This window comes from Hydrocarboniclastica marina (assembly GCF_004851605.1).
GTDB classification, from domain to species: domain Bacteria; phylum Pseudomonadota; class Gammaproteobacteria; order Pseudomonadales; family Oleiphilaceae; genus Hydrocarboniclastica; species Hydrocarboniclastica marina.
On record NZ_CP031093.1, the window covers coordinates 353,118 to 374,634 of the forward strand.

General features: G+C 59.6%; 20 protein-coding genes. 12 read left to right on the forward strand and 8 right to left on the reverse strand.

The annotated features are described in order from the left end of the window. Window positions 1-135 precede the first annotated feature (135 nt). Window positions 136-1,422 carry a 4-aminobutyrate--2-oxoglutarate transaminase gene (gabT, locus tag soil367_RS01595; protein ID WP_136546274.1) on the forward strand — a complete coding sequence of 429 codons (1,287 nt, stop codon included), beginning with the start codon at window positions 136-138 and terminating at the stop codon, window positions 1,420-1,422. A gap of 117 nt (window positions 1,423-1,539) precedes the next feature. On the opposite strand, the gene soil367_RS01600 is transcribed toward gabT, so the two are convergent. From soil367_RS01600 to pdsR, 3 genes are all read right to left on the reverse strand, one after another. Then, window positions 1,540-2,541, reverse strand: a complete 1,002-nt coding sequence (locus soil367_RS01600) for an amidoligase family protein (protein WP_136546276.1) — start codon at window positions 2,539-2,541, stop codon at window positions 1,540-1,542. 135 nt (window positions 2,542-2,676) lie between these two features. Continuing rightward, window positions 2,677-4,773 carry an ATP-binding protein gene (locus soil367_RS01605; RefSeq protein ID WP_136546278.1) on the reverse strand — a complete coding sequence of 699 codons (2,097 nt, stop codon included), beginning with the start codon at window positions 4,771-4,773 and terminating at the stop codon, window positions 2,677-2,679. Further along, on the reverse strand, window positions 4,770-5,477 hold the full coding sequence (gene pdsR, locus soil367_RS01610; protein WP_136546280.1) for a proteobacterial dedicated sortase system response regulator: 708 nt from the start codon (window positions 5,475-5,477) through the stop codon (window positions 4,770-4,772). The genes soil367_RS01605 and pdsR overlap by 4 nt, the downstream gene beginning before the upstream one ends. A gap of 249 nt (window positions 5,478-5,726) precedes the next feature. Here pdsR and soil367_RS01615 point away from each other — a divergent pair, with 249 nt between their 5' ends. Then, on the forward strand, window positions 5,727-5,972 hold the full coding sequence (locus soil367_RS01615) for a hypothetical protein (RefSeq protein WP_136546282.1): 246 nt from the start codon (window positions 5,727-5,729) through the stop codon (window positions 5,970-5,972). On the opposite strand, the gene soil367_RS01620 is transcribed toward soil367_RS01615, so the two are convergent. Continuing rightward, complete coding sequence (locus soil367_RS01620) at window positions 5,937-6,878, reverse strand: acyltransferase (protein WP_136546284.1); 942 nt, start codon at window positions 6,876-6,878, stop codon at window positions 5,937-5,939. The genes soil367_RS01615 and soil367_RS01620 overlap by 36 nt on opposite strands. A gap of 240 nt (window positions 6,879-7,118) precedes the next feature. On the opposite strand from soil367_RS01620, the gene soil367_RS01625 reads away from it, so the two are divergent. The 3 genes from soil367_RS01625 (at window position 7,119) to soil367_RS01635 (ending at window position 8,190) form a co-directional block, all read left to right on the forward strand. Beyond that, window positions 7,119-7,508, forward strand: coding sequence for a DUF2750 domain-containing protein (locus soil367_RS01625; protein WP_136546286.1), 390 nt, complete (start codon window positions 7,119-7,121; stop codon window positions 7,506-7,508). Continuing rightward, window positions 7,505-7,723, forward strand: a complete 219-nt coding sequence (locus soil367_RS01630) for a CPXCG motif-containing cysteine-rich protein (RefSeq protein WP_425459959.1) — start codon at window positions 7,505-7,507, stop codon at window positions 7,721-7,723. Before soil367_RS01625 ends, soil367_RS01630 begins: the two co-directional genes overlap by 4 nt. Before the next feature lie 65 nt (window positions 7,724-7,788). Then, window positions 7,789-8,190, forward strand: coding sequence for an MAPEG family protein (locus soil367_RS01635; RefSeq protein WP_136546288.1), 402 nt, complete (start codon window positions 7,789-7,791; stop codon window positions 8,188-8,190). 18 nt (window positions 8,191-8,208) lie between these two features. Here the strand turns inward: soil367_RS01635 and soil367_RS01640 are convergent, their stop codons facing one another. Then, window positions 8,209-8,700 (reverse strand): copper resistance protein NlpE N-terminal domain-containing protein, encoded by a 492-nt coding sequence (locus soil367_RS01640; protein ID WP_172962242.1) that lies wholly within the window; start codon window positions 8,698-8,700, stop codon window positions 8,209-8,211. Window positions 8,701-8,846: 146 nt separating this feature from the next. Next, window positions 8,847-9,560, reverse strand: coding sequence for an OmpA family protein (locus soil367_RS01645; protein ID WP_172962243.1), 714 nt, complete (start codon window positions 9,558-9,560; stop codon window positions 8,847-8,849). A gap of 170 nt (window positions 9,561-9,730) precedes the next feature. On the opposite strand from soil367_RS01645, the gene soil367_RS01650 reads away from it, so the two are divergent. Next, window positions 9,731-11,173 carry a rhomboid family intramembrane serine protease gene (locus soil367_RS01650; RefSeq protein ID WP_136546294.1) on the forward strand — a complete coding sequence of 481 codons (1,443 nt, stop codon included), beginning with the start codon at window positions 9,731-9,733 and terminating at the stop codon, window positions 11,171-11,173. A gap of 155 nt (window positions 11,174-11,328) precedes the next feature. Here the strand turns inward: soil367_RS01650 and soil367_RS01655 are convergent, their stop codons facing one another. Beyond that, window positions 11,329-12,771, reverse strand: coding sequence for a zinc-ribbon domain-containing protein (locus soil367_RS01655; protein ID WP_136546296.1), 1,443 nt, complete (start codon window positions 12,769-12,771; stop codon window positions 11,329-11,331). A 310-nt stretch (window positions 12,772-13,081) separates the two neighbouring features. Here soil367_RS01655 and acnA point away from each other — a divergent pair, with 310 nt between their 5' ends. The 5 genes from acnA (at window position 13,082) to soil367_RS01680 (ending at window position 20,053) form a co-directional block, all read left to right on the forward strand. After that, window positions 13,082-15,760, forward strand: a complete 2,679-nt coding sequence (gene acnA / locus soil367_RS01660; RefSeq protein WP_136546298.1) for an aconitate hydratase AcnA — start codon at window positions 13,082-13,084, stop codon at window positions 15,758-15,760. Between the two features lie 218 nt (window positions 15,761-15,978). After that, the gene (locus soil367_RS01665) at window positions 15,979-16,338 is read left to right on the forward strand and encodes a DUF2288 domain-containing protein (protein ID WP_136546301.1); all 360 of its coding nucleotides are present in this window, start codon (window positions 15,979-15,981) and stop codon (window positions 16,336-16,338) included. A 160-nt stretch (window positions 16,339-16,498) separates the two neighbouring features. Further along, a complete protein-coding gene (locus tag soil367_RS01670; protein ID WP_136546304.1) occupies window positions 16,499-17,413 on the forward strand; it encodes a LysO family transporter in 915 nt (304 codons plus the stop codon). Between the two features lie 2 nt (window positions 17,414-17,415). Beyond that, window positions 17,416-18,594 carry a YbfB/YjiJ family MFS transporter gene (locus soil367_RS01675; RefSeq protein ID WP_246065465.1) on the forward strand — a complete coding sequence of 393 codons (1,179 nt, stop codon included), beginning with the start codon at window positions 17,416-17,418 and terminating at the stop codon, window positions 18,592-18,594. 124 nt (window positions 18,595-18,718) lie between these two features. Next, entirely contained in the window at window positions 18,719-20,053 is a 1,335-nt protein-coding gene (locus soil367_RS01680) for a DUF2254 domain-containing protein (RefSeq protein ID WP_172962244.1), read from the forward strand. Here soil367_RS01680 and soil367_RS01685 read toward each other — a convergent pair. Further along, window positions 20,050-20,880 (reverse strand): TatD family hydrolase, encoded by an 831-nt coding sequence (locus soil367_RS01685; protein ID WP_136546308.1) that lies wholly within the window; start codon window positions 20,878-20,880, stop codon window positions 20,050-20,052. The genes soil367_RS01680 and soil367_RS01685 overlap by 4 nt on opposite strands. Before the next feature lie 200 nt (window positions 20,881-21,080). Between soil367_RS01685 and soil367_RS01690 the strand changes: the two genes are divergently transcribed. Then, complete coding sequence (locus soil367_RS01690) at window positions 21,081-21,515, forward strand: peptidoglycan-binding domain-containing protein (RefSeq protein ID WP_136546310.1); 435 nt, start codon at window positions 21,081-21,083, stop codon at window positions 21,513-21,515. The last annotated feature ends 2 nt before the right edge of the window (window positions 21,516-21,517 follow it).

Consider the following 21,517-nt stretch of genomic DNA (forward strand, 5'->3'; position numbering starts at 1 on the left):
TGCTAAACGCGGCAAATTTACTCAGTCTAAAAAAGACCATTCAGTCCAAGTGGCACCGCGCAAGCCGGGATCAGGCACTGGAACTTTACTGATGGGCCAATGCGTCCGATCAGACCCGACATGGAGAGAATCAGTATGAATAACGCCCAGTTGAACGAACTCAAAAAGCGCTACGTAGCCAGCGGTGCTGCCAGCCCTAACGACCAGTTCGCCGACCACGCCAAAAACGCCGAGCTGTGGGATGCAGACGGCAAACGCATGATCGACTTTGCCGGCGGCATCGGCGTGCTTAACGTGGGCCATCGCCACCCGAAGGTTGTCGAGGCAGTCAAGGCGCAGTTGGACAAGCTGATGCACACCTGCCAGACCGTTATGCCCTATGCGCCTTACGTTCAGCTGGCCGAAAAACTGTGCAAGATGACGCCGATCAAGGGCGGTGAGGCCAAGGCCATGCTGGTCAATTCCGGTGCTGAGGCCCTGGAAAATGCCGTCAAGATTGCCCGTTCGGCCACCGGGCGCAGTGGCGTGATCTGTTTCGACGGCGGTTTTCACGGCCGCACGATGATGACCCTGGCCATGACGGGCAAGGTGCTTCCCTACAAAAACGACTTCGGCCCCATGCCGGGCGATGTGTTCCGTGCGCCTTTCCCTATCCCGTACCACGGTATCAGCGATGAAGATGCCCTGGCGGCGCTCAAGCTTATTTTCAAGACCGACATCGCGCCGAAAAATGTGGCTGCCATAGTGATTGAGGCGGTCCAGGGGGAAGGCGGTTTCCATATAGCATCGCCTGCGTACCTGAAGGCATTGCGCGAGCTTTGTGACGAGCACGGCATTGTCATGATCGTCGACGAAGTGCAGTCCGGCTTCGGCCGCACCGGAAAGCTGTTTGCCATAGAGCATAGCGGTATCAAGCCGGACATGATCACCATGGCCAAAAGTCTGGCGGACGGGATGCCCATTTCGGCAATTGTGGGACGGGCGGAGCTTATGGACTCGTCGGGTCCTAACTCGCTGGGCGGGACCTACAGCGGTAACCCGCTTTCTTGTGCCGCTGCTCTGGCCGTCATCGAAGTTATCGAAGAGGAAGGCATCCTGGAAAAGGGCAGGAAGCTGGGCGACAAACTCGCGCAGCGCTTCGACCAGTGGCAGGAACGCTTTCCCCATGTTGCGAACCCCCGCAATCTCGGCGCCATGGCAGCGTTCGAACTGGTCAAGGACCGGGAATCCCGCGCTCCGGCACCCGAGTTAGCGGCCAGGCTGGTTGCCAAGTCAAAAGAGAAAGGCCTCATTCTGCTCGGCTGCGGTATGTACGGGAACGCTATCCGCACGCTCATGCCGCTGACCATCGAGGACGATGTACTCGAAGAGGGGCTGGCAATTATGGAGGAGACCTTGCAGGAAATCGCTGACAACGCCTGATGGCTTGACGGGTCTCATTGACCACCCCGGAGCTGGGTTGTGAAATCCGGCTCGGGGGTTGAGGATGTGGCGTGCGCCGAACCCTAGGGCTCACGCAATCGACGGGTTTGTGTAGATTTACTCGTGCGTTCCTGCCCGAAACACCCAACTCTCCGACTCACTGATCCAGTCACGCAATATATTGTCCAGCGTGAACCGCTGCGAGTCACGGTAGGCTGTACAGCACTGTTCCAGCACCGCTGGATTACACGCCAGCTTTTCCACTGCGACCCAGTCATTCCATACCGACGAGAAATGCCACTCGGGGTTGTCGATATCGCAATCGGGCAACCGGTAGTGAAGCGTCGGCCGCGCCTTGATCCGATCGTCCTTGATCTCACGCCGGATGACGTCCGGCCGTAGATGCGCAAAGAGCGGCATCAGGTCCATCGCACGGTTCCGCGTGGGGTTGAAGTGGATGTAGTCGGCGATCAGGGTGTCCAGATCGGGACGATAGTCGGCAGCGGTCAACCGGGCGACATAAGACGCTGGCCAGGCATCGATGTAGGGCGTAAAACGGCGGCTGATGTCCAGCTGATGACGGGACTTGATCCACGGGTAGAGCAACGCAAAAGCGAGCAGGTACCGTCGTATCGTGTCAGCTTCGAGGTCGGGCAGCTCGGGATTAAGCTGCAGGCCAAATGCGTACAGGATGGCATGACGGCTGCCCTTCGCACCGGCCTGGTGCAGGTAATCACAGAGCGCCTCGATTTCGTCGAGCCTCGAGACGGGAATGGGCGGCGAGATAATCTCCAGCGGTACGATTTTCTCCGCTGCTGAGTCGATCAGCCCCATGGCGTCGCCGCGAAATTGCTGGAGGATATCGGGCAGGTCGTCCATGTCCTCATCCAGATGCTTGATAGAGTCGGCATCGAGTTCGAGCCCGAATGGCCCAAGCTCGGTCTCCACCTCGCTGACGTAGCGCCCGGTTTCTTTTACCGGACGGTCGAAATGCTCGCCGATTATTTCCAGAAAGCGGGCGTAACTGAACCCTGAAAGCTCAATCTCCACGCCTACCCGGCGCTCGTTTCCATCATGAGTATTGACCACGGGCGGCATCTCGCATCGGGCGCCTGCCATTTCGATCTCCTTGGGTAGATATTCGCTTAGAGCGGATCACTTTACCTCACCTCGGTTACAGCAAGTATCATACCCAGATGAGAAATAGTTAAGGCCGCTACAGTACCGGATTCCGGACATTGCTTCTCAGCGCTGCTACGTAGCCAGCGACTGGGTCGGATCGGGCGCGGGCAGTCGCAAGGTGAAGCAGACGCCGCCTTTGCGGTTTCGGGCCGCGACTTTTGCACGATGGAATGCAGCGACCAGCCTGACGATAACCAGACCTTGACCCAGGTGGCCCTCGCCGCCGGGTTCGCGAAGGGTAACAAAGCTATCAAAAATATGCTCAGCCATCGCATCTGGCAATGGAGGGCCGTCATTGCAGACGCTGAGCACATGTTCGGAAGTGCCTCGCTCGAGGCGGATTTCAATGCGGCCTTCGGGCGGCGTAAAGTCCCGCGCATTCTCCAGCAACTTGTCCAACGCCTGCACCAGCAGGTCGGCAGCGCCCAAGACAACGCAGGGCTGCGTCGGCCCAAGGTAGTCGACCCTCGGATCCAGGGAACGGTAGCCCTGAGCGACGGCCTCCACCACCACAGCAAGATCAAAGCGCTCCGACGTGGTGCGAGTCAGGCTTTTTTCCAGACGCGTCGCTTCGCTCATCGCGGTAAGGATGCGGCTCAGCCGCTCAGCACCATCGCTGGCCCGCTCAAGGTAGACCGTTTGCGCAGGCGTAGGTTCGCAATGTTTCAGGTTGTCGAGTGAAGACCGCATTACCGCCAGCGGAGTCTTCAGCTCGTGGCTGAGTTTGCGCGCAAACGACTCCAGGTAGCTGGTGTAGCTGCGGATCTGGGCCACAAGGCTGGCAAACTGGCGCGACAGGTCACCCAACTCGTCGCGGGCATGGGAAGGTTCCATCACAGCGGTTACGCGGCCATCAGCATCGACCACACCGTTGACCGCCTGGCGCAGACGTGCGACCCGCCATGAGAGCCAACTGGCGTACCCCACCAGGATCAACAGGAGCGCGACCATGAATAGCAGGCTGCGGGCCAATACCTGGCCGAGAGCTGTACTGGACAACGACAGCAAGGCATCAGTGGAAAGGCGCGAGACAAGGTAGCGGGGCTGACCGTCGGCAATCGACTGCCGGGGCTTATCCGCGACAACGGGCGTAATCACAGTGAGCATGCTCTCGCCCTGGGCTGACCGGGTCAGGACCGTAGTGGAGCCGGTTTCAGTTCTGGCGTCTTCGAGTGGCTTGCCATACCAGCGCGAGCCTTCGACCGTCAGCGCCTGGCCTTCATCCTGGCGCGCGGAGAGCAGCACGCGCAGCCCCTGCAGAACCACTTGCTGTAACAGCTCAAGTGGGTCGAAACGGTCGATGTCAGCGACAGTGCCGGGCTCAGCCCCTGTTGCCTGAGCCAGCTGCCAGCCTTCAGCGTTGATCAAAGTCAGGCTCTGGCCGGGCCCGGCAAATGAGCGCAGGATGTTCTGCAGGGCCGGTTGGTCTTCCACTAACCGCGGCAGCTCCGGCTGAGCCAGCGCTAACGGTGGTTTACCGGGGTCTGCAGGCGATTCTTCAGGTCCCAGGGTGCCCACCGTAAGCATACCGTCGTGCTGGGGGTGCTGAAGGTTAAAGCCGAATTGGCTTCCGGGCGGGGGGCGCGGCATCGACAGCTCGACGGTGAAGCCGTCCGGATGAGTCTGCCAGACGCCATCAATCCGGGACGCCGGCAAAGCTTCTCCACGCGGCCCACTTACCCTCACCCGGCCGGGCGCTCGAGCCTCAATGACCCGCTCCTGCCTGGAACTGCCGGATTCTTTCCAGTGGAGTATCAGTCGGTCGCCAATTGTCCCTGCGGACGAAGACGCAAAAACCGGGCTGAGGCCAGTGATCTTCAGAAACAACCAGAGCTGTTCGTCTTTGAATGCCGCACGCCACTGCAGGTGTTCGCCATCAGCGTACAGCAGCGGCACACCGTCCTGTTCGGGGTTGTTGGGCCAGTCGTCACCGTAGCCATCCAGAATCAACTGGCGCGTGAAAGTCTCGGCGAAAATGGTACGAGCTGCGGCGACAGTGTCAGTGTGGGAAGCGGGCAACAGCCTGGCAATGCGCTGAGCCTGCTCAGTCATGCGATTGAGCTCCTGCGCCCGGAGTGCTTCCTCGAGCTGCACGACAAACTGAATACCAGCGAGCGGGATCAAAAACGTCAGGGCGCCGACAATCAGGAGCTGCTGCTTCAGCCTCACTCGCCCGCCTCGTGGGGGTCCCAACGGTAGCCGACACCGTAAAGGGTATGGATGGCCTCGAACCGGGGATCTATTGCTTCAAACTTACGGCGAATCCGTTTGATGTGCGAGGTCACGGTGTTGTCGTCGAGCACCGTATTGGCCGCGTCCATCAGCTGGGAGCGGCTGCGGATGTGGCCGGGGCGTTTTGCCAGGGCGTGCAACATCCAGAACTCCGTGATCGTAAGGTCAAGATACTGCTCGCACCAGGCGACCGTGAGACGGTCCAGGTTAAGCGTGAGCCGGCCGCGCTGCAGCTTCTCGTCTTTCTCCTGAGCCTGTTCCCGATAGGCCTCAGCACGCCGTAGAAGCGCGGCGATGCGCGCGAACAGGTGACTCAAGCTCATATCTTTGGTGACGTAGTCGTCAGCGCCCAGGCGCAGCCCAAGAATCGCGTCGGTTTCGTCATCGCGAGCGGTCAGGAAGATAATCGGCAGTGTTGGGGATTGCGCGCGCAGGTCGCGGCACAGGTCGAAGCCTCCGTCCACCTCAGCGCCGAGGCCGACGTCAATAATGGCCAGGTCGGGGCTCTGATCGCGGCACCCGGCCCAGGCACTGGCCCGGTCGGGATACGCATCGACGGCATAACCACGACGGCTGAGGGCATCCCGGTAATTGGCCCGGATGGCAGGCTCGTCTTCCACCAGAACAATCCGGCGTTGCATGATTTTTCCTCTCGTGGCGCGCAGATGACCCGGTCGCGCCCTGGCGTCTGGCCCAGACTGTAACCAAACAGTCGTGCGCCGGTGGCAACCTGTAAGAGCTTAGCCAGAGCCAGCATCCTGGGCAATGCCGCCGGGTTGATCGCCACAATTGATCATTTTTGAACCGGTGTTGGTCCCGTCATGGGCAGGGTTTGGGCTGTTCCTGCGATTAACCTTGGTGGCTCATCTGACGAACTGGAGGGTAATACCATGAATTGCAACGCAACGGTCGTCCCGGAGCAGCGCCGCGGCCTCATACTGGAGCGGTTCAGACCCCCGTCGGGGGCGCTCAGTCTGGTGCTGGTGCTGGCGCTTTACCTGCTCAGTCACGACCTGCTGGACCGTCTGGGGCCGGGTCAGCGAGCGACCGCACAGTCCGGTGCTCCACTGACCTGGCTGTCTCAGCCGCAGGTCGACGGGTCAGGGCCGATCCCGATCTTGCCCAGCGACCGGTAACGCCCCTTCGCGCCGGGCCCGAAAGATCTCTTCAATGCGGGCATCTTTCTCTTCCCATAGCCCATTAAGCCAGGCCTTGACCTCATTACGGTGCGCAGATTCCTGCTCGCCTACAGGTCCGAGAACTGACTCCGGTATGGGGCGCGTGTCCAGTTCCATATGGAGGTGCTGGACCCGCCCGCACAGGAACTGCCACAGGGTCGGCGGTCCGTCCGGATAAACGATGGTGATGTTGACCAGGGTGTCGATCATTTCGCCCATGGCGTCAAGCACGAAGGCCGTTCCGCCCGCCTTGGGACGCAGCAGATGCCTGTAGGGGGACTTCTGTGCGGTGTGCTTGGCCGGCGTGAAGCGCGTACCCTCCACAAAATTCATTACACTGACGGGCGAGAAGCGGAATTTTTCGCACGCCTTGCGGGTTGTTTCCCGGTCCTGGCCCCGCGCTTCCGGATGCCTGGCGAGATACGCGGCCGCGTGACGCTTCATGAAAGGGAAGTCGAGCCCCCACCATGCCAGGCCGATAACAGGCACCCACAGCAGCTGCTGCTTGAGAAAGAACTTGAGGAACGGCGCGCGGCGGTTGAAGACTTTCTGCATGGCGAAGATGTCCACCCAGCTTTGGTGGTTGCTGATAACGAGATACCAGCTCCTGCGCTCAAGGTCCGCCGCGCCCTTGATTATCCATTGCCGGTCCGGGGTCAGCCCTATCCATATGTTATTGCAGGCGACCCAGCACTCCGAAATGACGATCATGATCTGGGTGCAGAATACACGCCAGGGTTTCCACGGGATAATGAGTTTCAGTAACGCAGGAATGTAGAGCAGTGCGCACCAGAACACGGTATTGACCGCCAGCAGTACCGCGGCAATCACGCCCCGAAGGGGCGCGGGGATGAATCTAGTCATGTGTTCGTCCCGGTTAGGCCAATCGAAGAGGCCGTTATTGATCAGGGGAGCCGCACAGAGCGCGGAAAATAAGGCGCTATCATAAGCACATCGAGGCTCAAGTAGAACCGGTGATAGGCAAAACCGCTAACGGCTCGCTATAGTGGAGAGCCCGCACATGGTCTGCCGGCCCAGCCGGGGGGGGTGGATGAACCGGTACTGCCGGGAATCTAATGCTCAACAGTGCCGAAGGAGCCCATTATGAGTAACTCTCTTTCCCCAAAAGAAATCAATGATGTGCTCGCTCTGGATGCGGACGACCGCTACGACTACCTTGTTGCCCAGGTCGTGCAGCAGAAGAAAATCTGGAGCCTGCATAGCGAGCGTGGTTGGGTGATGGTTTCAACAGACCAGGAAGAGTGCCTGCCGATCTGGCCTGATGAGGCCTTTGCAACGCCCTGGATTACCGAGGACTGGTCCGATTGCAAGCCAGTGGCGATCAAGCTTGAAGACTGGATCAAGCGATGGCTGCCCGGTATGCAGGGCGACGGCATTGCGATCGCGGTATTTCCCGGTAATGGCGAGGACGGTATGGTGGTCGACCCGGAAGAGCTCAGAGCCAGTCTGGTCGAAGCGATGACCGCGGGATGATGCAGGATCTGGTCGTAGCTGGCTGTCCTTATTGCGGTGAGCGGCTTGAGCTGCTTATCGACCCTTCTGGCGGGAGTCAGGAGTACACCGAGGACTGTCAGGTATGCTGCCAGCCCATGGTCGTTCGCGTCACATACTCCCAGACTGAAACAGACACAGAAGTGGAAACGGAAACCGTGTCGGTTGAGCTTCTTCAGGAAGATGATGCGTTCTGATCAGACCTGCGCTCAACCAGGATGCTTATTCGCGGCATTAGGCCCAGTTGTACTCAAGGATAATTATGATAGTTCCGATAACAGCAACTTATGCGGCGGTGGTGGCGTTGATGATGTTGGCCCTGGCCTACCGGGTGACTACGTTTCGGCGTCGCGATGGGATCGGGTTAGGGGACCAGGGCAGTCGTGACCTGCAGGTCGCTGTCCGGGCTCATGCCAACCTGGTTGAATACGGGCCGATCTTCGTGCTCCTGCTTTTTGTCGGCGAAATGAACGGAGTGGGTGCCAATGGCCTGCATGGCGCGGGACTGCTCTTTGTTCTGAGCCGTTTTGCTCACGCCTGGGGCATGAGCGGCGGTGCTGGCGGTGTCCATCCGGGCAGGATACTGGGCATTGTCGGCACCTGGCTGGCGATAGTGGTCATGGTCGCCTTGCTGATTTGGAACCTGACGCAGTTTCGCTTCTGAACGCTCAGACAACAGTCCTCAATCCTGATCAGCCTGGGCGCGGGTGCGCCGGAGAACACCGATCTCATCGGCGACGGGCTCGCCATTTGGGTCGAGCAAGCGCAGCCCGCCTCGAGGCAGCCGCTCCAGATAGAGTGTGCGCTGACCGTCATTGGTAGTCAGGCTCAGGCGGCCCAGTTCAGGTGATTTGCCGACGTTCTCGATGTGCCACCTGCCGCTTGAAGTGAAGGTTTTCGGCGGCTCGCCGGTACGTTGAAAGGTTTCCGTCAACCGGAACAGGTTCGGGTCTCGCCACAGTACCAGCCGCGCATCGACTGCGGCACAGCCGGTGCAGGGAAACTGTCCGGTCCATATTCCATAGGCTTCTGATTCGCTACCGGAGTTGATGCCCGACCCTGTCATGGTGCTGCACGCAGTCATGAAACCGGTCAACAGTAACGCAAGAAGTACAGGGGCTTTTGATACAAGGCGCGCGGCGAAGCTCGTGCCGATAGATCGGCTTGTTGCCATGGTCATGTTCCTCGTCTGTAATCAGGCCCGGCAATCGTTGCGCGGGCCAGAGACTATAGTCGGGGTCAGCAGGCCCGGGCAATGCTGCAACAGGTATTGCTGTGAAGAGTCAGGGGCTGCGCGGGCGCAGGCTTTGGCACGACGTATCAGTTACGGGTTGCCAGATCGCGCTCGCTATAGCTCAGCTCAACCCGACGGTTGGCGCTATGGTCGTCAGGTGCGGCCGGGTAGTCGCTGCCAACCCCAACCACCTCCATCTGCTTTTCCCGAACCCCGCCTTCGCGCAGTATTCTGGCGACAGAGGCTGCACGCAGACGCGACAGTGATCGATTGTAGGCTTCCGCACCCTGGCTGTCTGAATGACCGGTGATGTAAACCTTCTGGTCGGCGTGTGTTGCGAGATAGCGGGCGTGCTCGCGGAGTGTCTGGTCGGCTGCGGCGTCAAGGCGGTGTGAGCCGAACTCGAAGTGGAACCGGTTCAGTTGCGGGCGTGCCACCTCGTCGGCGACCGCTGCCGCAGGTTCTGGCGTAAGCGCCATGGGCAGGGCAGTGTGGGTTGCAAGGGCCAGTAGGTCATGGTCTTCCAATACCAGTACGGTCATCTCAGGTTCCTTCGGTTCTGCTACCGGTTGTGAGGCAAGTGTTGCATCTTTCCTGCCCTCTGTCAGTCGGTTAGTCGCTTTTCGTGCCGGTGAGCCCGTATCCGACGGCTGGGCCAGGCTGTTCTCTGCCGTCGCTGTAGCATCGGCTGCCGGCGGATGGGCGCAGGCGGCCAGGGCGCCGAGGCTTATAAACGCGACCGTTCGCATGACCGGCATTGCCCGAGATTGAAACGTTTTTGTGTGACGGTGGGATGACATAACCGCTCCTGTTTTGGGGGTGGAAACAGCAGCATGGCCTTCATTCCGGAAGATTTGCGGTATCAATGATGGCCGGCTCAGAATGGAAAGTGATGGATTGTGGCAACGTGCAACATCGCCCGCTCCGACTACACTTCGTACTGGCGGACTCATACGGAAACGATCCTTCCATGATAATTATCCCTGTAGAACGAAAGCTGGACTGGAAGCGTCCGCCCTGGCTCACTCTGACGCTGATCGTCGTTAATGTTCTGGTTTTCGCGCTCTACCAGAGTGGTGACAGCAAGCTGATCCAGCAGGCCGTGGAGCAGTATCAGCGGAATGACCTGCTGGTCCTTGAAGCGCCCGTCTATGAGAGTTACCTGCGCCGCCAGGCCAACGTCCATGAGGATGCCCAGGCCCAGGAGCAGCTTGATGCGCTGAGCGAGATCCCGGCGACAGAGCGGGATCAGATACTGACCCTATGGCTGCTCCAGGATCCGGAATTTTATGCCTATGCGCAGGAGAACGGTGGCCGCTACTGGCAAGACGCCGAACTGACACGCTGGAGCGACGCGCGCGCCAACATTCAAAGCCGCTACCTGGACCGCATCAGTAGTCAGCGTTTCGGGCTCAAGCCTGATGAGGTGCGAATAGCTGATCTGGTGCTTTATCAGTTCATGCACGGCGGCTGGGAGCACCTGCTCGGTAACATGCTTTTCCTGTTCCTGCTCGGGTTTGCGGTGGAGCAGGCGCTTGGCGCGCCGCGTTATCTGCTGACTTACCTGATCTGCGGCGTATTTTCAGGGCTGGCTTTCGCCCTCATTGAGGGCTTTGACGGCCCACCTCTGGTAGGTGCTTCCGGCTCGATCTCGGGCCTCATGGGTATGTACATCGCACTCTACGGGCGGCAGCGGATCCGTTTCTTTTACTTCGTGGGCGTCTATTTCAACTACCTGAAAGCACCGGCGCTGTTGATGTTGCCGCTTTGGGCCGGGAAAGAGCTATGGCAATACTTCGCGATTCCCGGCAGTAACGTCGCCTACATGGCGCATTTGGGCGGCCTTCTGGCTGGCGCCAGCCTGATCGGCTTGTTTCACAAGAACTGGCTCAAGGTTGAAGAGGCGTTTCTGGATGTCCCTGAAGACGAACAGGATGCCCAGTTTCGAAAGGAGTACGCCATGGCCCTGGCCAGCTTGGAACGGTTTGAGTTCAAGCATGCCTGCGCGCAGTTCACGGCTTTATGGCGGCGATACCCCGACCGCTGGATTCTGTTGGAGCACCTTTACCAGTTGGCCAAGTTACGGCCGGCTGAGCCTGCCTACCTCGACCACACCGTGGAACTGATGGGGCTTGCCCTGCGCCAGAACCGCTTCTCCCAACTGACGGAAGTCTGGGATGAGTACCAGAAGCTGGCCGGTGATCTGCGCCCGCTGGCGGCTGCAGACCACAACCGGGTACTTTTCGCCGCGCTCAAGGCAGGCGACCTGAAAACCGCGGACAGGGCCTTTGGCCGACTGCAGGCGACGGGCGAAGCGCTGCTTATAGAAGAGGCCTGTCGTCTCCTGGTTGTGGAAATGGACAAGCGCCAGTTGGGGACTCGGGCAGAGAAGTACCGCAGGATGCTGGCCTGACCGCGTCCTGCGGCTTTTCTGAAATCTTTGACAGCGCTCCCGCCTGGGGGCTCGTAGGCCAATGAATTACCTGAACGGGACACTCAGCCAGGACGCTGCAGCGCCGATGTGGAAGGCCAGCTTCAATCCCCGGTCGTTTGCTGCGTGCCTGGTGTCTACTCGGCGAGATCCGGGGCTTTCAGGTACATCTTGCCTTCAGCCTGAGCCAGGTAATGTTCGACCGATGCGTGCACAGGGTGACCGGCGCATTTCTTCTGTATAAACCTTAAAAATGCGCTGGCTTTGTCGAATCGCCGCATCCCGTTCGCAAGCGCCTTTGCCGCAATCAGGTAGGCGTCGGCGATATTGTCGTATTCTGGAAAGCGCTTGTGGAAATCCCGCAGCTGGTGCAACGCCAGCAAATAGTTACCGTGCTGGTAAAGGAGTCTGGCACAGTCATGGGTCAGCTTGGCGTCGTGCAACCTGAAACCCGGCTCGGTTTTCTCCAGTGCAGCCATGGTGAAAGCCATTGCGGCGCCGTCCATGCGTTCAAGCAACCAGGGCAGCAGTCGCCTGTGCTGTCTGTAGAGCCCCGCGTGATCATCCCGGGCTTCCAGCAGCCGGAATAGTTTTTCAGTGTAGCCTGTATGGCCGGGATGCCGTTTCAGGGCGTCCAGCAACAGTGTCTCCGCTTTGTCGTAGCGACCGTCTTTCAGCGCCATGTCCAGGTCTGCATCCAGACGCTTGCTGCGGTCGCGTAACGGAGCGGCGGTCGGGTCTTCCGTCTCCTGTATATCGCTCGCGAAGCCCAACTGGCCCTGGTATTGCAGCAGCAGATAGCCAAGCATGTGAAAAAAGATCAGTGTGAAATAGCTGTTGGTGAAGCCGGCAATCAGCTGGCCCAGCCAGGGCTGCAGGTTCGAAATAGCAAAGCTCTGAATTGCAGCGCCGGCAAGCGCCATCAACACCAGGTGGGCGTACAGAACAATGTAAGGCCAGCCGATGCGGGCAATGAGCGCGGCGAGGTGGACCGGGTTGATAGCGGCCAGCACCCGCTCTTCCATAGCAAGGATGATCACGCTGGCAGGAAGGGCCAGAATCAGGAGAACCGCCGCGAGGATGGCAAAGAATCCACCGCCGGTCATACCGGCCGCGGTAACCAGTCCACCCATCAGGAAAAAGACCGCGAACTGTTTGAAGATAATGCTGAAGCCGCTGCCCGTGAATGCGGCAGCCAGGGCCGGCGGCTCAAGATTGCCCTCGGCGGTGTGCTGCACAATGCTGTAGGTGTACTTGAACAGGGCCAGCACCAGCAGCAGCGACAGGATTGCGCCTACGATATTGGCCGAAAGCACCGCCGGTACAAACGTGCAGAGTGCGATGAGCGACAGAGGCGCAGGCCGCAGAGGGTAAAGGAAAAAAGCGCGGATCCGGGTCCAGAAGGGTTCTACCTGTCCCGCCGAGCCATGGTACTTCAAGCTCTGGTTGCAGTGGGGGCAGAAGCCGCGTTTGCCCGCGCGATCGGCATCAGGCATGCAGGCACTGCAGTACTGATGCTGGCAGCCCGGGCAGCTCCATTTGGCCGGCTCTGCGGGGTGATAGTCGCAATAGGGATTCACCGGGTCGTCCTTGTGATGCTGGGGTTCTCAGAGTTTAGCAGGCCTCCCGCAATCCGCCCGGGAGGTCGGAGATGGCGGGGCTCAACCAGGGCGATAGCCAGGGGCTACGGTTTACATTGCCAGACGTTCAATGACAGGGGCAGAAACGAACGTGTAACCTCTAGGGTTTAGACCATTGGAGCAGGACTCACCTATTGTGGTTTTGCCCGGGTAGGATGACGATAAAGACAGAGAATGATGACAGAGGCCTTATTGGCGCTCGGGCCGGTTTTATGGGCCCAGGCAGAGACGTTTTTGCGGGAGGAATGATATGGACAGCATCGATTCGCTGAAGACGCGCAGTACGCTGAATGTGGGGGATAAGACCTACCAGTACTACAGCCTTAAAGAAGCAGAAAAAAAGCTCGGGGATCTGGGTCGACTGCCCATGTCGCTCAAGGTGTTGCTGGAGAACCTTTTGCGCTGGGAAGACGGCTCGGTCGTGAAGGAAGAAGACATTCAGGCCGTCAAACAGTGGCTCGAGAAAAGATCATCTGACCATGAGATCCAGTTTCGTCCCGCCCGTGTTCTGATGCAGGACTTTACCGGCGTTCCTGGTATTGTCGATCTTGCCGCAATGCGCGCCGCCATGGAGAAGGCCGGTGCTGACCCCGAGCGTATCAATCCGCTATCGCCGGTTGACCTGGTCATCGACCACTCGGTTATGGTCGACAAATTTGCCACCGGCGACGCTTTCCGGCAAAACGTCGAAATTGAAATGGAGCGCAACCACGAGCGCTACGCTTTCCTCCGCTGGGGGCAGAAGGCGTTTGATAACTTCAGTGTGGTCCCGCCGGGCACCGGTATCTGTCACCAGGTCAATCTGGAATACCTGGGTAAAGTCGTCTGGCAGAAGCAGCTGGGTAATGACACGGTGATATACCCGGATACACTGGTCGGCACCGACTCGCATACCACCATGATCAACGGCCTGGGCATTCTCGGCTGGGGTGTCGGCGGCATCGAGGCAGAGGCCGCGATGCTCGGTCAGCCAGTGAGCATGCTGCTGCCCGAAGTCATTGGATTCCGTCTCTCGGGCAATCTGCCTGAAGGCACCACCGCGACCGACCTGGTGTTGACCGTCACGCAGATGCTTAGGAAGAAAGGCGTGGTTGGCAAGTTTGTTGAGTTTTACGGCCCCGGCCTTGATCACCTGCCCCTGGCCGACCGTGCGACCATCAGTAACATGGCGCCGGAATACGGCGCGACCTGTGGCTTTTTCCCCGTCGATCAGGAAACCCTGACGTATCTCAAGCTTTCCGGGCGGGACGAGGAAACCATCCAGCTGGCTGAAGCCTACAGCAAAGCCCAAGGTCTCTGGCGCGACTCTTCACAGCCTGAACCGACCTTCACTGATTCCCTCGAACTGGATCTTTCGGAAGTGCGGCCTTCGTTGGCCGGCCCCAAGCGCCCGCAGGACCGCGTCGCTTTGACCGACATACGTGACAGCTTCGAGCTGTTGATGGAAACATCGGGCAAGGGCAATGAGAAGGACAAGAAGGTACAGGTGCCAGGGCGTGACTACACACTCAGCCATGGTGACGTCGTCATAGCCGCGATAACCAGTTGCACCAACACTTCCAACCCCAGCGTCATGCTGGCTGCCGGCCTGCTGGCCAAGAAAGCGGTCGAAAAAGGCCTGCGCCGCAAGCCGTGGGTGAAGTCGTCGCTTGCCCCGGGCTCGAAGGTCGTGACTGATTACTACGACCATGCGGGGCTTAGTCAGTACCTTAATGAGCTTGGGTTCAATCTGGTCGGCTACGGATGCACCACCTGTATCGGCAACTCCGGCCCGCTGCCCGAAGATGTGAGTGCCGCCATTGCCGAGGGCGATCTCATCGCCAGCTCTGTACTGTCCGGTAACCGCAATTTCGAAGGTCGGGTCCATGGTGAAATCAAGGCCAACTGGCTGGCATCACCGCCATTGGTCGTCGCCTTTGCACTCGCCGGAACCACTCGCATTAATATGGCCGAGGATCCGCTGGGCACTAACGACCAGGGCGAGAAAATTTACCTGCGGGACATCTGGCCGACCGAGAAGGAAGTAGCCGAGACCGTGGCCATGATCGACGGCGACATGTACCGCAAGGAATACGCCGAGGTCTTCAAGGGCGATGAAACCTGGCAGAGCATTGAAGTGCGCGAAGGCAAGACCTATGCCTGGAATGACGAGTCCACCTACGTCAAGAAGCCGCCGTTTTTCGATGACATCGACAAGCCGCTGGAGCCACCGAAGGACATTACCGGGGCGCGGATTCTGGCGTTATTCGGCGACTCGATCACCACTGACCATATCAGTCCGGCTGGCGCCATCAAGGCGGACTCTCCTGCAGGTAAATACCTGCAGGAGCATGGGATCGAGCCACGGGACTTCAACAGCTACGGCTCACGCCGAGGCAACCACGAAGTCATGATGCGCGGCACCTTTGCCAATATCCGTATCCGCAACCAGATGCTGGACGGGGTAGAGGGGGGATACACCCGCCATGTACCCAGCGGCGAACAGATGGCCATCTACGACGCCGCCATGCGCTACGCCGACGAGGGCACGCCTCTGGTCGTCATCGCCGGTAAGGAATACGGTACCGGCTCCAGCCGGGACTGGGCCGCGAAGGGTACCAACCTGCTCGGGGTGCGCGCGGTTATTGCCGAGAGCTTCGAGCGGATTCACCGTTCCAACCTCTTGGGTATGGGCATTCTTCCCCTTCAGTTCCAGCCGGGAGAGAACCGGGAATCGCTGGGGCTGACGGGCGATGAGGTTATTTCCGTCGAGGGCCTGAGTGATGACCTGAAGCCGGGCGAGAAGCTGACACTGAAGGTTGAGCGCGAGGGTGATGTCACCTCTGAGGTCAAGGTTATCTGTAGAATCGATACGGCCAACGAGATCGTTTACTACCGTAACGGCGGCATCCTGCACTACGTGCTGCGGTCCATGATCGGAGAGGGCTGACAGAAGAGCGCTTGCGTTCGATCGGCCGGCTAGACCTGTCGACAGGCGGCATCAGGTGTAGCTGGAAACGATCGGTCAGTCGCCCGATAATGGCGCTGACTTCCAGATGCGAGAAAGGCGCGGGCCGGGGTGATCCGGCGCCGTGCCTTTCACGTTGAGTTTGTACAGATTGTCGCTGCAGCAAGTTGTCGCTGCGATGATCGTGATCGAGGCTGGACATGAAAGACGCAAAGCCGGGGGCTGTAGCGGGCCCCGACCCTGAGGCCGAGGAAGACCTCAAAGCCAAGCTGGTGCTGGAGACGGCACGGGTTCCCTGGACCGACTTGCAGAAGTTTTTCGCCCGCGGGCAGTTGGCCCAGGTCGGGCCGGGGCAGGATCTCATAGACGTCGCCGTCGCAGTCGCTCGGGACGACAAAACTCGTGTCCAGGCCTGGATGGAGCAGCGGCAGTTTGGTGAGGTCACCGCGGATCAGGCCCAGGCTTGGTACGAGGCCAACGCAAGCCTTTGGACTGTCGTCGTCGCCCCTTGGGTGCTTGTTCAGGAAACACCGGAGCAACCGGGGCGTTCGGTGCACTGAGTGCGGCCGATACTCGTCAAAAGCCGGGGCCAGCCCGAAATGGCAGGTGCGGGCTGCTGGCAGATGTACTCTCTGAGGCAAATGGCTGGGTTCTGAAAAACAGGCGCCTCTCACAACGACATACCTCCTCTTTGAAACCTTTAGCTGAGCAGTAATACTCATGTACACCGGCCTTTTGCTTGTTCTGGTCCCGCTGTTCGTGGGTTACCTCATACCCGTGTCTTCCCCGACGCTGAGGCAGTGGCTCAACCAGGGGGTTGGCTGGCTGGTCTACCTCATCCTTGCCCTGCTTGGGTTGGGCATGGGTGCGATGGAAGATCTCGGGACCCAGCTCGTCAGGTTGAGCGGTCAGGTCATTCTGCTCATCGCGACCTTGCTGGCTTTCAACCTGGCCGGGCTGTGGTTGTGGGCACGGCTTTTCCCGCTGGAGCTGAATCTGCCCCAGACCACGGCTGGCGGGCGACGTTGGCGCATGCTGAGCGATGCCGCGTTGACCCTGGGCGCCGTCTCCTTCGGGGTGCTGATCGGGCACAATTTCGGGATCGGCGCCGAAGCCAGCGGGCAATGGGCCGAATGGACCCTGGCGGTGCTGCTACTGGCGATCGGTTGCCAGTTGCGCAACGCCGGCATACCGCTCAGACGCGTGTTGCTCAACAGGCAGGGACTCGGCATTGCATTAACCGTGGTGTTCAGCTCGTGGCTGGCCGGGCTGCTCGTTGCGCCCTTCATCGCGCTGCCCTGGTCGCAGGTGCTGGCACTGGTCTCGGGCTTCGGTTGGTACTCGCTGTCGGCCATTGTGGTGGGCGATGCCCTTGGCCCGCTCTGGGGTGGTGCGGCATTTCTGACCGACATTGGCCGTGAGTTATTGGCCCTGATGCTCATACCCATGCTGATGCGCCTGCGCCCGGCCATGGCCATCGGTTACGGGGGCGCCACAACCATGGACTTCACTCTGCCGGTGATACAACGTTCCGGCGGGCTCGAAGCCATCCCGCTGGCCATGGCGAGCGGTTTTATCCTGTCCCTCGTGTCCCCCGTGATGATGGCTGTTTTTCTGGCCTGGCCGGAGCATTGAAATTGTCGATTGGAAACACGTCCCGCGCCGCTACAGCATTGCTCACCATTGTCGCGGGTGCGGTCGCGCTCCTTGTCGTGCACGGCCTTGGCAGGTTCGTTTACACGCCGATCTTGCCCTGGCTTATCGACGACGGCGTGCTGAGCCTGACCGAAGGTGCCCACCTTGCCAGTTGGAATTACCTGGGCTACCTGCTCGGGGCCTTGTTGGCGGTCCGTTGGCACCGTCCGGCTCAGATTCAGTTGATTCTGCCCTGGGCGTTGGTGGGCAATGCGCTGATCACGCTGGCGCAGGGCTTTACCGCAGATGTCGAAACGTTGTCCGGCTTGCGGCTGGCCAACGGCATTACCAACGGCCTTGTTTTTGTCCATGTGCCGGCGCTTATTCTTGAGTGGCTGGCGGAACGCCGCGCAGCCCACCGCAGTGGTCTGGTCTACCTGGGCGTCGGCGCCGGGTTGATTGTTTCCAGTGCGCTGGTCGCGCTGTTCGCACCGCTTCTCAGCGGCCCGGCGCGGTGGTGGCCTGTTGCCGCTGCCGCGTTGCCGCTGGCTTGGTGGAGCGGCCGTTTCCTCAGCCGGTTGTCACTGAGCCCAGCTCATACAGGTGGCGGGGTTTCAGCTTCAAGTGCGCTGTTTGACCGGGCCAGTACTCCACTTTTTCTGGCCTACGCCGGTGCGGGACTGGGCTACATCCTGCCGATGACGTTTCTGCCGGTGGTGGCGTCCCAGATGCTCGGCTCAGCATCGGACTGGCGCGTCCTGAGCTGGGTTGTGGTGGCGTTGGCTGCGCTACCATCGACCTGGGTCTGGAATCATCTGGGCGCCCGTATTGGCGACAAACATGCTCTGTTGATCAACTATGCAGTACAGGCGATTGGCGTCGCTGCGCCCATCCTGTTGCCCAGCGAACTGGGCATCGCGCTATGCGCCGTACTTGTCGGGTCCACTTTCCTTGGAACTGTTCTGTTGACCCAGCGTCTGGCCCGGGCCATACATCCTCACCAGGGCCCGCGTCTGAGCGCGGCATTGATCGCACTGTATGGGCTGGCGCAGCTCACGGGGCCTGGGATAACCGAGTGGTGGCTGGACGCGGGCGGCTCGTTGCTGAGTGCGTTCTGGTGGGGATTTGGCGCGCTGGTGTGGGGCCTTGCCTTCAGCGTTCTGGTGCCGTCGCAGCGCTAGTCTACTGAGCCGCTGCATGCGCCCGAACATTTAACGCCAAGTCAGCCCCAGGCAGCGTGAGTTTCGGCCCCTGATGCCTTATTGTCGACAGTGCGCTACGGATCACGACCGCCAGGAGGGCCTTATGATCACCGCTTATCTGAAAGTCATCCGGGACAGTTTCTGGTTTCGGCCGGCCCTGTACAACTTCGTCGCTGTTCTTCTAGCCATTGCTGCCGTGCTTCTGGATCTGCGACTTTCGGAAGAAACCCGCATCCTCGGCGTTGCCTCCATGAGCCTGGAGCGGACTACAGAGCTGGTCGCCACGCTGGCGGGTGCCATCCTTACGATGACCACCATCACGTTTTCTGCCATTCTGATCGTTCTGACGACGTACTCTTCCCAGTTCTCGCCGCGTGTTTTGCAGAACTTCGTTGCCAACCGTGCGACGCAACATGTGCTGGCCCTGTTCAGTAGCGGGTTCACCTATTGCGTCCTTGTGTTATTGCTGGTGAGCGAAAGGGAAGCCTATAAGCTCCTCGCTACGCCGGGGGTCGCCATTGTCTGGTCGTTGGCTGGCATTGCTGCGTTCATTTTCCTGTTGACCCATACCACCAGTTGGCTCCAGGTAAACAATCTGATTGGCTTTATCGCGGCCGAAACCGAAGCGACCATGCGGCACATGCTGGGGCGCAAGGTGAACGACCGCCGTTGCCCGGTTGAGGCTGAGGACTCTCGCTGGTGTCAGGCGGGCCTGGAGATCAGCGCATGCAAGTCCGGCTATGTGGTCATGGTCGGACTTGAGGGCCTGCTAAAGAAGGCTGAGCAGGACGGTGTCATTGTTCGGACGGAAGTTGCGGTTGGCGCTTTCGTTGCCGAGGGCATGCCGTTAATGTCCTTGATAGGTATCGGCAGCCACAAGCCCGATTACGAGGCATATAGGGAGCTAATTCAGCTCGATATCGAGCCCAGGCCCTGGGAAGACATCGGCTTTGGTCTGCGAAAAATGGCAGAGATCGCGCTCAGGGCGATTTCTCCAAGCATTAACGACCCCTACACAGCGGCGACGGCTGTCCAGTACCTGGGCTCGATTCTGATTAAGCTGGCTGCCCGGAGCCCGCAAAACCCCGGGTTGGCAAACCAGCACGGTGCATTAAGGGTATTGATCAGGGAGCCCGACTTTGAAAAATATCTCTTGCGGGCGTTTCAGGAGCTTAGACGGTACGGCAGTGAGGACATCACCACCCTGGTGGCGATTCTTGAAGCGCTTGGCTGGATTGCCCGGTTGAGCGGCCACCAGTGGCACGATCTGCTTTGGGGCTTCGGCGCCGATACCTACCGTCTGGCCGAGGAAAGCAACGACTGGTTGCCGTCGGAAGAGCGCCGGTTGACCGTGCCTCTCCGCCGCCTGGCCGCGACCACAGGCAGGCAAACGGATGTTCAGACCTTGCTTGAAAAAAAGGGCGCTTTGGAGCGCTAGATTTCAGACGCTGGCGGAAAAAACAACCGGTAGCTGTTGTGATAGGTCTGAGCCAGTACCTCTTCAATGCCCGTCTCTTTTACTTCCGCCACCTTCTCCGCCACAAACGGGATATAGAATGGCGCGTTTTCCCGGCCCCGGTAGGGGACCGGTGTCAGAAAGGGCGCGTCTGTCTCGAGCAGCAGGCTGCCAAGCGGCGTCATACGGATAATGTCGCGGACGTTCTCGGCTTTGTTGAAGGTGCTTATACCGTTAAAACCGAGGCACCAACCCTGATCTATTGCGTATTGCGCGAGGCCCGGGCCTGAGGTGAAGCTGTGGATCACACCGCGGCGTTTAAGACTGGCCTCGAAATCTTTAAGGATCGCGATAGTGTCTTCGTCCGCGTCACGGCTATGGATGACCACCGGCCGGTCCGAATCGACGGCAATCTGAAGTTGGCGGGCGAAAACCTCTTTCTGAACGTCCCGGTCGCTGTTGTCATAGAAATAATCCAGGCCAATCTCGCCCACTGCGACCAGCTTCGCGCGCTGGTCGTGGTTGCGAAGGGCGTCGCGGATTTCGGTCTCGACCTCCGGCGTCCAGGCTTCAGCATCGTGGGGATGAACGCCTTGGGTGCCATATACACTGGTATGGTCTTTCACCAGTCCGCGTACGGTAGCGAGATTTTTTGGCGCTACGGCGATGGTGATGATCCGCTCGACATTGACTGCCTGCGCCTGGGCCAAAGTCTCCTCAAGCGGCCTGTCCTTGAGATAGTCCAGGTGACAGTGGGTTTCGACAATGGCGTGCCCGAATACGGGTATTTCACGTCGCTTACTGCTCATCGGTTCAGCTCGTACTTGCGTGATCGGTAGAGTGGACCGCCACTTTACCATGGACGTTCAATCGATTTTTATCGGCGCTGTCCGAAATGGGACGCATAGACCGTTGTCCATCCTTATACTAATCTTCTATAACGGTGACGGGGCCGCAAATGCCGGATATCTCATGGCGCGCCCCTTAAAATAAAAGAGCGAGTACGCCCATGAAGCAGCACCCGAAAAGAATCTCCCGTAATTTTCTTCTTTCAACGGCTTTGCTGGCCTTTAGCTGCGCGGTCAGCGCGGCACCGCAGGATGCTGAAAAACATCAGATCTTCGCCGTCGAGAACGCGCTCGCCGGGGCGGGCTACCGTATCAGCTCGGCAGACGGCGTAATGGACGACAGTACGCGTCAGGCCCTGCGGACTTTCCAGGAGCAGCAAAGCGGCCTCCGCCCCAGCGGCGAGATTAATGATGACACCCTGGTAGCGCTTGGCGTAAAACGCGAAAGCAAGAGCTATGACCGGCAAAAGGCCGAAAAAGCGGCCGCGGCTGTCAAACCCAGCTATGATCCGACCCAGGAGGCAGCGCCCGCAGGTAAAGCGGGCAATGGCGAGGACGCCCCTGAGGAGGAAAGCGGCTGGCTGTTCAGCTGGTAGAG